Here is a 263-nt window from a genome sequence, read left to right on the forward strand (position 1 = left end):
CATGGCGCTGGCTTTCGGCGCTGGCGCGGACGGCCCCGGCGGCCCGGCCATCGGCCCGCTACCCGGCACCACCACCCAGGTGCTGGCCGGCCTGACCCGGGCGGTGATCACCGTCATCCTGATCCAGCGCGGCCGATCGGCGATCTACACCCTGGTGCCGCTGGTGTTCCTGCTGGCCATGTCGATCTATGCGCTACTGGTGCAGATGTGCCAGTTCTACCGCGCCGAAAATTGGCTGCTGCTGGGCATGGACGTGATCATTC

General features: G+C 67.7%; 1 pseudogene. It reads left to right on the forward strand.

The annotated features are described in order from the left end of the window. A pseudogene (locus AAEZ08_RS23025) lies at nt 1-263 on the forward strand (carbon starvation CstA family protein); the annotation flags it as partial.

This window comes from Pseudomonas sp. E45-MNA-CIBAN-0222 (assembly GCF_040310405.1).
Classification (GTDB): domain Bacteria; phylum Pseudomonadota; class Gammaproteobacteria; order Pseudomonadales; family Pseudomonadaceae; genus Stutzerimonas; species Stutzerimonas stutzeri_AC.